Here is a 10,053-nt window from a genome sequence, read left to right on the forward strand (position 1 = left end):
GTACGACGTCGTACGACCGCACGGCGCCGTACGACGTCGTACGCGGCCCTGTACGGCGGCTACGCCCAGGTGATGAGCCGCTTCGGGTGCTCCAGGATCGCCGCCGTGTCGGCAAGCACCCTGGAGCCGAGCTCGCCGTCGACCACCCGGTGGTCGAAGGACAACGCCAGGGTGGTGACCTGACGTGCCTTGACCTTGCCCTTGTGGACCCAGGGCTGGAGCTTGATCGCACCGACCGCGAGGATCGCGGACTCGCCCGGGTTGAGGATCGGCGTGCCGGTGTCGACGCCGAAGACACCGACGTTGGTGATGGTCACCGTGCCGCCCTGCATGGCCGCCGGGGACGTCTTGCCCTCACGGGCGGTAGCCACCAAGTCACCCAGGGCGGACGCCAGTTCGGGCAGGGTTTTGGCGTCGGCGTCCTTGATGTTCGGGACGATCAGCCCGCGCGGGGTGGCCGCGGCGATGCCCAGGTTCACGTAGCTCTTCTGCACGATCTCCTGGTTCGCCTCGTCCCACGTGGCATTGACGCCCGGGTTGCGCCTGATGGCGACGAGGAGGGCCTTGGCGATGAGCAGGAGCGGGTTGACCCGCAGGCCCGCCATCTCCTTGTCGCCCTTGAGCTCCTCCACGAGCTTCATCGTGCGCGTCACGTCGAGCGTGATGAACTCGGTGACGTGCGGGGCGGTGAACGCGCTGTTCACCATCGCCGCGGCGATCGCCTTGCGCACTCCCTTGATCGGAACGCGTGTTTCACGTGCGGTGGCCGTCCCACCTGCGGCGACCGTTTCCCGTACGGCATCCTCCCGGGGGGTGACCCCCGGACCCCCGACCGTTTCACGTGAAACATCGGCGGCCGACGGCTGCGTCGCGGGCGTTGCCGCCGCGTGCACGTCCTCGCGGGTGACGACCCCGCCGGGACCGGTCGGGACGACCGTCGCCAGGTCGATGCCGAGGTCCTTGGCCAGCTTGCGGACCGGCGGCTTGGCGAGGGGCCTCACCTGCTCCTGGACCGCCTGCGCCGCCGTCGACGTGCCGTTCAACTCGGCCTGTACGGCGGTGGCGTACGCCGCCTTCTCCAGCGCGGGCGTGTCCGTCTTGCGGGCCCGCCGCTTGGTGGAGGCCTCGGAGACGCCGTAGCCGACCAGAACCGGCTGGCGGCCCTCGGGCGCCTTCTCCTCCGCCGGCTCCTCCACGGGAGCCTGAGCGGCAGCGGGGGCCTGTGGAGCGGCCGTTCCCGGCGCCACGTCGACCGTGATGATCGGGGTGCCGACGTCGACCGTCACACCCTCCTCGAAACGCAGCTCGTGCACCACTCCGTCGTACGGGATGGGCAGTTCGACGGCCGCCTTCGCGGTCTCGATCTCACACACGACCTGGCCGTCGGTGACGGTGTCACCGGGCTGGACGTACCACTTGAGGATCTCGGCCTCGGTGAGGCCCTCGCCCACGTCGGGCAGCTTGAACTCGCGGTAGCGAGCAGAAGTGTCAGCAGTAGTCATGTGGTCGGCCCCTTAGTACGCGAGCGAGCGGTCGACGGCGTCGAGTACCCGGTCCAGGCCGGGGAGGTACTCCTCCTCCAGACGGGCCGGCGGATACGGCGCGTGATAGCCGCCGACCCTCAGGACCGGGGCCTCCAGGTGGTAGAAGCACCGCTCGGTGATCCGGGCGGCGATCTCCGCGCCCGCGCCGTAGAAGACCGGTGCCTCGTGCACGACGACCAGGCGCCGCGTCTTCTCCACCGAGCTCTGGATGGCGTCGAAGTCGATCGGGGACATCGACCGCAGGTCCACGACCTCGACCGACTTGCCCTCATCGGCAGCGGCGGCAGCCGCCTCCATGCAGACCTTGACCATCGGCCCGTACGCGACGAGCGTCAGGTCCGTGCCCTCGCGGGTGACGCGGGCGCTGTGCAGCGGGGCGGGGATCGCGTCGAAGTCGACCTCGCTCTTGTCCCAGTAGCGCCGCTTCGGCTCGAAGTAGATCACCGGGTCGTCGCCCTGGATGGCCTGCTGCATCATCCAGTACGCGTCGGACGCGTTGGAGGGCGAGACGATCTTCAGACCCGCGACGTGCGCGAACAGCGCCTCGGGCGACTCGCTGTGGTGCTCGACCGCGCCGATGCCGCCGCCGTACGGAATGCGGATGACGACCGGCAGCTTGATCTTGCCGAGCGAGCGGGCGTGCATCTTCGCGAGCTGCGTGACGATCTGGTCGTAGGCCGGGAAGACGAAGCCGTCGAACTGGATCTCCACGACGGGCCGGTAGCCGCGCAGCGCGAGGCCGATGGCCGTGCCCACGATGCCGGACTCGGCGAGCGGGGTGTCGATGACCCGGCCCTCTCCGAAGTCCTTGAACAGGCCGTCGGTGACCCGGAAGACGCCGCCGAGCTGGCCGACGTCCTCGCCCATGATCAGGACCTTGGGGTCGGTCTCCAGGGCCTTGCGGAGGGACTCGTTGATCGCCTTGGCGATCGGAAGCTTCTTCACTGCCATGGCTTACTTGCCCTCCTCGGCGAACGACGCCCGGTAGGCGGCGAACTGGGCGCGCTCCTCGTCGACGAGCGCGTGCCCGTCCGCGTAGACGTTCTCGAAGATCGCCATGGTGTCCGGGTCGGGCATCGAGCGCACCGCCTCGCGGACCCTCCTGCCGAGGGCCTCGCTCTCGGCCTCCACCTCGTCGAAGAACGCCGCGTCGGCCAGTCCCTGCTTGTCCATGTACGTACGGACGCGCAGGATCGGGTCCTTCGCCTCCCACGCCGCGCGCTCCTCGTCGGCCCGGTACCTCGTCGGGTCGTCGGTGGTGGTGTGCGCGCCCATCCGGTAGGTGAACGCCTCGACCAGGGTGGGACCCTCGCCCCGACGGGCCCGCTCCAGCGCCGACTTGGTGACGGCCAGACAGGCCAGCACGTCGTTGCCGTCGACGCGGACGCCCGGGAAGCCGAAGCCCTGGGCGCGCTGGTAGAGCGGCACCCGCATCTGCTTCTCGGTGGGCTCGGAGATCGCCCACTGGTTGTTCTGGCAGAAGAAGACCACCGGGGCGTTGTAGACCGCGGAGAAGGTGAACGATTCGGCGACGTCGCCCTGGGAGGACGCCCCGTCACCGAAGTACGCGATCACGGCCGAGTCCGCGCCGTCCTTGGCGACGCCCATGGCGTAGCCGGTGGCGTGCAGGGTCTGCGAGCCGATGACGATCGTGTACAGGTGGAAGTTGTTGGTGCTGGGGTCCCAGCCGCCGTGGTTCACCCCGCGGAACATGCCCAGCAGGTTCGTCGGGTCGACGCCGCGGCACCAGGCCACACCGTGCTCGCGGTACGTCGGGAAGACGTAGTCGTCGTCGCGCAGCGCACGGCCCGAGCCGATCTGGGCGGCCTCCTGGCCGAGCAGCGAGGCCCACAGGCCCAGCTCGCCCTGGCGCTGGAGCGAGGTCGCCTCGGCGTCGAAGCGGCGGGTGAGGACCATGTCCCGGTACAGCCCGCGCAGTTCGTCGGCGGACAGGTCGATCTCGTAGTCCGGGTGCGTGACCCTCTCGCCCTCGGGCGTCAACAGCTGGACCAGCTGCGGCTCGTCAGGGGCCTGCGGCGTCTTCTTGGCGCCGGTGCGCTTGGCAGCCGCTCCTGATGCTCCGCTGCTGCGTCGCGGTTTACGCGCGGCAGTGCTCTCCACGGTCACGTGCGTGCTCCTCCGTCGGTCCGGCCCCCGGGGTCTGCCGGGAGACCAGTGCGGCTCGCCCTGAATCCGTACCCGCGCACGGGGTGGGTGCGGCTCGGCCGGGACAGGGCGTGACAGGTGTCCCGGCGAACGCCTGTGAAATGCACGTTACCCAGTGCGTCGCATAACTGCGAAACCCCATTTGACCTGCGATTTTGCTTGGATTTCCAAGTAAATCGAAGAATGCGGGAACAACCACTGGTCACAGCCTTGCAGGCCGCCGGAACAGAGGCACGTTATCCCGGTCACCTCGGGCACGGGAAGAGTTGATGTGTGAGGATGACGTCGTGCGCGAATCAGGCAAAATCACTGTTTTCCTTCTTGATGACCACGAAGTCGTCAGGCGTGGCGTCTACGAATTGCTCTCCGTCGAGGAGGACATCGAGGTCGTCGGAGAAGCCGGCACAGCGGCAGATGCCCTGGTCAGGATCCCTGCCACCCGTCCGGACGTCGCCGTCCTCGACGTTCGGCTGCCGGATGGAAGCGGTGTGGAGGTCTGCCGCGAAGTTCGTTCGCAGAACGAGGACATCAAATGCCTGATGCTCACTTCCTTCGCGGACGACGAAGCCCTTTTCGACGCGATCATGGCCGGTGCGTCCGGCTATGTCCTCAAGGCGATCCGCGGCAGTGAACTGCTCTCCGCCGTACGGGACGTGGCGGCGGGCAAATCCCTCCTCGACCCGGTGGCGACCGCGCGCGTCCTGGAGCGGCTGCGGTCCGGCAACAGCGCCAAGGGCGACCAGCGGCTGGCCAACCTCACCGAGCAGGAGCGGAAGATCCTCGACCTGATCGGCGAGGGACTGACCAACCGGGTGATCGGCGAGCGGCTGCACCTCGCCGAAAAGACGATCAAGAACTACGTCTCCAGCCTGCTCTCCAAGCTCGGCATGGAACGCCGCTCCCAGGCCGCCGCCTACGTGGCCAGGATGCAGGCCGAAGAGCGCCGCTGACCAGCCGGTTCACCGGCCTCCCGCCGACCCGTCCGGCAACTGTTCCACGTGAAACCACACGCCTCTGATCAGGCACTTTGTGACTTTTCTCAGGACCTAGGTCTCTTTTGGCGCGCCCGTCGCATGGCGCACAGTGAAGTCATGCCCACCTCCGACAGCCTCCGCGCCATCGAGCTGCTGACCTCCGTGCCGTACGGCCGGGTCGCCACCAGCATGCGTGCGCTGCCGTTCCTGGCCGTCGCCCGCCATGTCGTCGTGGACGGCGGGATCCTGCTGCGGATGCACGCCGGTTACGGCTACCACCAGGCCTGCAACGGCAGCGTGGTCGCGTACGAGACCGACAACTTCAACTCCGGTGCCGCCCAGCTGTGGTCCGTCCAGGCCACCGGCGAGGCCCGCATCGTCGAGCCCGCCCCCGTCGAACTGGAGCTCTTCGGACCCGGCCCGGCCGAGGTCGAGGGCGAACCGTTCGAGGCGGTCCACATGCGGATCGATCCGCAGTTCTTCCTGGTCCACACCCTGCAAGGGTGCCGGGAGCGCACCCTCCAGCACACAGGGTGATCCCTCCTCACCTCCCGTGATCTAACATCTGCCGGGTGCCGCGCTCATCTGTACCCGCTCCCGCCGTCGCCACCGGCGCACCCGTCCCGCCCGCCCCGCCCGTCGGCCGGCTGCTGAGCCGGTACGCGGCCCTGGGCGAGCCGGTGTCCTGCAAGCCCGTCGCCCAGGGCCTGCTGAACCACGGTTTCCGGCTCGCCACCACGCGCGGCGACTTCTTCCTCAAGCACCACCTCGACGGCGACCGCCCCGCCATCGCCCGCCAGCACCGGGCCACCCGGCGCCTCCAGGAGCTCGGCGTGCCCGTCGCCCCGCCCCTGCACGACACCGGCGGCGACACCGTCGCGGTGATCGGCGACCGCTGCTACGCCCTGCACCCCTGGGTCGACGGCAGCCACCGCGACGGCGCCCAGCTCACCGAGACCGATTCGCTGCGCCTGGGCGCGCTGCTCGGCGTCGTACACACCTGTCTCGACCAGGTGATGGAGGCGGAGGCAGGCCGGGACGGCGGGCAGCTCAGCGCCGATCCTGCGGACAGCTTCGAGACCATCGACGAACTGCTGCTGCTGGCCCGCAGGCGCCGCCCGCAGGACGCCTTCGACGTACTCGCCCAGCACCGCCTCCTGGAGCGGCGGACGCTCCTGGAGCGGCACGCGCACCGGCGGCCGGCGGCGGGCGCCGAGCCCAGCGCGGGGTGGGTGCACGGCGACTTCCACCCGCTGAACCTGCTCTACCGGGACGCGGAGCCCGCCGCGATCGTCGACTGGGACCGGCTCGCCGTGCAGCCCCGCGCCGAGGAGGCGGTCCGTGCGGCGGCCATCTTCTTCGTCAGGCCCGACGGGGAGCTGGCCCTGGCGAAGGTGCGCGCCTACGCGCGCGCGTACCGGGGCGCGGCGGGCGCGGGGGAGGCCGAACTGGCCGCGGCGGTGCACCGGGTGTGGTGGGAGCGGCTCAACGACTTCTGGATACTGCGCTGGCGCTACCAGCTGCACGACCGCAGGGCCGACCCGCAGTTTCCTGCGGCGTCGGCCCTGGCGGTCTGGTGGACCAAGGAGTACGAAGCCGTGCTGGACGCCTTCGCGGGGTGAGGCCCGGCCTGGCGGGCCGCACGGGTTGGGCGGACTACGGCGTGGTGCCTTCCACGGCGTTGCCGCCCGGGGTGCCCGCGTTGGCGTTGCCCTCGACCTCGCCGGCGTTGGCAGCGCCGCCCGGGGTGCCCGCGTTGGCGTTGCCCTCGGCGTCACCGGCGTTGGCGTTGCCCTCGGCATCGCCCGCGTTGGCGTTGCCCTCGGCGTCACCGGCGTTGGCGCCGCCCGGGCCGGTGGGCGGGGGCGTCGGGTTCGTGGTCGGGGGCTTCGTCGGACCCGTGGTCGGGGGCTTGCTGGACTTCTTGGGCGGGGCCGTGGGGGGCGGGTAGCCGCCCGTGCCGCCGCTGTTGCTGGTGCTGGTCGAGCTGGAGCTGGAGTCGTTGTCGCCCGAGGAGGTGTTGTCGTCCTCGGTGGGGGACTCCTTGTCCTTCGGGCTGGTGGGGGTGCTGCTGACGGACGGCGTCTGCTTCGGTTCCGTCGGGAGTTTGTCCTTGTCCATCGCGTTCACCGCGTACGCCACACCGCCCGCGATCGCGAGGATCGCCAGGACCGCGAAGATCCACATCTTGGCGCGGCTCGGACGCTCCTGGCCGTAGCCGTCGTCGTACGACCCGTCGTTCGGGTTCCTCGGCGGCAGCATCGCGCCGCCCTGCCGGAACTGCGAGGTCTCCCCGTGCTGCGGGTGGCCCATCGCGGTCGTCGCGGCGGTGCCGTGGGCGGGCGTGTAGCCGCTCTCGTGCATCTCGACGGGACCGGTGTTCCAGGTGCCGGTGTGGCTGCCCTGCTGCTGGAGCATCTGGAGCCCGTACTGGACGAGCCCGCGCATCTCCTCCGCGCTCTGGAACCGGTCGTCCGGGTCCTTCGCGAGGGCGCGCATGGCGAGGCCGTCGAGCTCCGGCGGGGCCACGTCCGACATCTCGGACGGCGGCACCGGAATGTCCTGAACGTGCTGGTAGACCACCGAGAGCGGCGTCTCGCCCATGAAGGGGGGCCGCAGCGCGAGCAGTTCGTACAGCAGACAGCCGGTGGCGTACAGGTCGGAGCGGTGGTCGACGGCCTTGCCGAGCGCCTGCTCCGGGGAGAGGTACTGCGGCGTGCCCATGACCATGCCGGTCTGGGTCATCGTCGACTGCACACCGTGGAGGGCGCGCGCGATGCCGAAGTCCATCACCTTGACCGCGCCGCCGTGCGTGATGATCACGTTCGCGGGCTTGATGTCGCGGTGCACGATGCCGTGCTGGTGGCTGTACGCGAGGGCCTCCAGCACGCCGGAGACGATGATCAGCGCCTGCTCCGGGCCCGGGGCCTCCGCATTGAGCAGCAGGTCACGGATGGTGTTGCCCTCGACGAGCTCCATCACGATGTACGGGACGAGGTTGCCGCCGATGCGGTCCTCGCCCGAGTCGTACACGGCGACGACCGCATGGTGGTTGAGACCTGCGACCGACTGGGCCTCACGCGTGAAGCGCGCCTTGGACACCGGGTCCTCGGCGAGGTCGGAGCGCAGCAGCTTCACCGCGACCGTGCGGCCGAGGCGTACGTCCTCCGCGGCGAAGACCTCGGCCATGCCGCCGCGGCCGAGGCGGTGCGTCAGCCGGTAGCGACCGTCACCGACAAGTCCGCCCATACCGAACGATTCCGGCAGGTCAGACACTCCACCGCCGGTGTCCTCGGATTCGGGTGCCATCAGTCCTCGCCGTCATCATCTGTCCGCGCCGGCGCATGTATCGCGTCGCGGGGGTTCACAGGGTTATCCGCCACGTCACGCTACAGCCTCATATGAGGGAGCCCTGCTCCGAGATGGACCTGCCATCAAAACCGTTGCGCCTGTACCCGTGCAAATTACCCGTCCTTCGCGACCCTGCGGACACCCCTCTGATAACGCTTCCGAGACTCTTCCTTGCGCGTACGGTCACGGATCGGGCACCTGGCTTGACGTGCCGGTGCCCTCGGGCAGACTTGGCCGGTAATGAGGGATGATCGCGGATTGTCCCGGCAGGACCCGGCGGAAAACGAGCAGGGCCCGGCCGAAGCACACAGCGGACTGACGCGGAACCACCGCGCCGAGGGGGAAGCACAGTCATGAGCCAGGACGGCACGCAGGGCCGGTATGCCGGCGGCTCGGTGGCAGGCGGTCGGTACCAGCTCCGCGACCTGCTCGGCGAAGGCGGCATGGCGTCCGTCTACCTGGCGTACGACTCCGCGCTGGACCGACAGGTCGCCATCAAGACGCTGCACGCGGAAATGGGCCGCGAGGCCGCCTTCCGCGAGCGTTTCCGGCGCGAGGCACAGGCCGTCGCCAAGCTCTCCCACACCAACATCGTCTCCGTCTTCGACACCGGTGAGGACGAGCTCGGCGGCATGCAGATGCCGTACATCGTCATGGAGTACGTCGAGGGCCAGCCGCTCGGCTCGGTCCTGGCCGCCGACGTCCAGCAGCACGGCGCGATGCCCGCCGACAAGGCCCTGAAGATCACGTCCGACGTGCTCGCGGCGCTGGAGACCAGCCACGAGATGGGCCTGGTGCACCGCGACATCAAGCCCGGCAACGTGATGATGACCAAGCGCGGCGTCGTCAAGGTCATGGACTTCGGCATCGCCCGCGCCATGCAGTCCGGCGTCACGTCGATGACCCAGACCGGAATGGTCGTCGGCACCCCCCAGTACCTCTCCCCCGAGCAGGCGCTGGGACGCGGCGTGGACGCCCGCTCCGACCTCTACTCGGTCGGCATCATGCTGTTCCAGCTGCTCACCGGACGGCTGCCGTTCGAGGCCGATTCGGCACTGGCCCTTGCATACGCACAGGTCCAGGAGGAGCCGGTCGCCCCGTCGTCCATCAACCGGACGATCCCGCCGGCCGTCGACGCGCTCGTCGCCCGCGCCCTGAAGAAGAACCCGAACGAGCGTTTCCCGAGCGCCGCCGCGATGGCGGACGAGTGCACCCGCGTACTCGCGGCGGTGCAGCCGGGCGCTGCGCCGATGATCATCCCCGGCAGCGGACCCGCGCAGAACAGCGGCTCGGGCGTCGGCTCCGCGGTCTTCCCGCCGGTCGACCAGAGCGGTTACGCGGCCCCGGCGAGCGGCGTGCAGATGCCGTACCAGCCGCCGACGCCCGGCCCGAGCCCGTACGGTCCGGCCACGCCCGCACCGATGCCGACCCCCGCGCCGCAGGCCTCGTACGGATATCCGCAGCAGGGGTACGCGACGCCCGCGCCGCCCTCGTACGCGCAGCAGAGTCCGTTGACGGTGCCCACGCCTGCTCCCGCACCGGCCAAGAAGAACAGCCTGCCGCTGGTCATCGGCGCGATCGCGGTCGCACTGCTCGCGATCGGCGGCGTGATCTACGCGCTCGTACCGAAGGACGAGCCCAAGGACACGGAGGCGGACGGTCCGACGACGGGCCAGCTGGAGGGCTTCAAGGGGCCCGACCGGGCGAAGACCATCGAGTCGACGAAGTGCACCAGCCCGGACGAGAACAGCCTCGACCCGGCCAAGGTCGACACTCCCGACTTTGTCTTCAAGAACGTCCGCTCCGTGAAGGAATGCCTTCAGGCCGCGGGGTGGAAGTTCAAGGAGAAGCCGACCGACGAGAACCAGTGGGGCGAGGAGACCGTCATCGACCAGTACCCGCGCGGGGGCTCGGCGATGGACCCGGAGAAGACGACCATCGAGCTCACGGTCTCGACGGGCAATCCGGCCAAGTAGCCCGCACGGTCTTTCCGGGGACGGCCCGGCACCCCTCTCGGG

General features: G+C 69.7%; 8 protein-coding genes. 4 read left to right on the plus strand and 4 right to left on the minus strand.

Annotation, left to right across the window (positions count from 1 at the left end; all coding sequences use genetic code 11):
* Positions 1 to 59: 59 nt before the first annotated feature.
* From ACWGIG_RS32450 to pdhA, 3 genes are read right to left on the minus strand one after another with little or no spacing between them, the layout of a single operon-like run.
* Positions 60 to 1,502, minus strand: coding sequence for a dihydrolipoamide acetyltransferase family protein (locus tag ACWGIG_RS32450; RefSeq protein WP_453325267.1), 1,443 nt, complete (start codon positions 1,500 to 1,502; stop codon positions 60 to 62).
* A 12-nt stretch (positions 1,503 to 1,514) separates the two neighbouring features.
* The gene (locus tag ACWGIG_RS32455; RefSeq protein WP_453325268.1) at positions 1,515 to 2,495 is read right to left on the minus strand and encodes an alpha-ketoacid dehydrogenase subunit beta; all 981 of its coding nucleotides are present in this window, start codon (positions 2,493 to 2,495) and stop codon (positions 1,515 to 1,517) included.
* Between the two features lie 3 nt (positions 2,496 to 2,498).
* Positions 2,499 to 3,671, minus strand: coding sequence for a pyruvate dehydrogenase (acetyl-transferring) E1 component subunit alpha (gene pdhA / locus ACWGIG_RS32460; RefSeq protein ID WP_453325269.1), 1,173 nt, complete (start codon positions 3,669 to 3,671; stop codon positions 2,499 to 2,501).
* Between the two features lie 326 nt (positions 3,672 to 3,997).
* Here pdhA and ACWGIG_RS32465 point away from each other — a divergent pair, with 326 nt between their 5' ends.
* The 3 genes from ACWGIG_RS32465 (at position 3,998) to ACWGIG_RS32475 (ending at position 6,306) form a co-directional block, all read left to right on the plus strand.
* Positions 3,998 to 4,660: a response regulator gene (locus tag ACWGIG_RS32465; protein WP_453325270.1), complete on the plus strand. Its 663-nt coding sequence runs from the start codon at positions 3,998 to 4,000 to the stop codon at positions 4,658 to 4,660.
* Positions 4,661 to 4,801: 141 nt separating this feature from the next.
* The gene (locus ACWGIG_RS32470) at positions 4,802 to 5,221 is read left to right on the plus strand and encodes a pyridoxamine 5'-phosphate oxidase family protein (protein WP_453325271.1); all 420 of its coding nucleotides are present in this window, start codon (positions 4,802 to 4,804) and stop codon (positions 5,219 to 5,221) included.
* A 35-nt stretch (positions 5,222 to 5,256) separates the two neighbouring features.
* Positions 5,257 to 6,306 carry a phosphotransferase gene (locus ACWGIG_RS32475; RefSeq protein ID WP_453325272.1) on the plus strand — a complete coding sequence of 350 codons (1,050 nt, stop codon included), beginning with the start codon at positions 5,257 to 5,259 and terminating at the stop codon, positions 6,304 to 6,306.
* Positions 6,307 to 6,340: 34 nt separating this feature from the next.
* Here ACWGIG_RS32475 and ACWGIG_RS32480 read toward each other — a convergent pair whose 3' ends face one another.
* The gene (locus ACWGIG_RS32480; RefSeq protein WP_453325273.1) at positions 6,341 to 7,993 is read right to left on the minus strand and encodes a protein kinase domain-containing protein; all 1,653 of its coding nucleotides are present in this window, start codon (positions 7,991 to 7,993) and stop codon (positions 6,341 to 6,343) included.
* Between the two features lie 395 nt (positions 7,994 to 8,388).
* Between ACWGIG_RS32480 and ACWGIG_RS32485 the strand changes: the two genes are divergently transcribed.
* Positions 8,389 to 10,011 carry a protein kinase domain-containing protein gene (locus tag ACWGIG_RS32485; RefSeq protein ID WP_453325274.1) on the plus strand — a complete coding sequence of 541 codons (1,623 nt, stop codon included), beginning with the start codon at positions 8,389 to 8,391 and terminating at the stop codon, positions 10,009 to 10,011.
* Positions 10,012 to 10,053 lie beyond the last annotated feature (42 nt).

It is taken from the genome of Streptomyces sp. NPDC054863, from assembly GCF_053610825.1.

What these genes read in the sequence shown, in the direction of transcription:
- ACWGIG_RS32450 (WP_453325267.1), bottom strand. Translation starts at nt 1,502, where the DNA reads ATGACTACTGCTGACACTTCTGCTCGCTACCGCGAGTTCAAGCTGCCC.
- ACWGIG_RS32455 (WP_453325268.1), bottom strand. Translation starts at nt 2,495, where the DNA reads ATGGCAGTGAAGAAGCTTCCGATCGCCAAGGCGATCAACGAGTCCCTC.
- ACWGIG_RS32470 (WP_453325271.1), top strand. Translation starts at nt 4,802, where the DNA reads ATGCCCACCTCCGACAGCCTCCGCGCCATCGAGCTGCTGACCTCCGTG.
- ACWGIG_RS32480 (WP_453325273.1), bottom strand. Translation starts at nt 7,993, where the DNA reads ATGGCACCCGAATCCGAGGACACCGGCGGTGGAGTGTCTGACCTGCCG.
- ACWGIG_RS32485 (WP_453325274.1), top strand. Translation starts at nt 8,389, where the DNA reads ATGAGCCAGGACGGCACGCAGGGCCGGTATGCCGGCGGCTCGGTGGCA.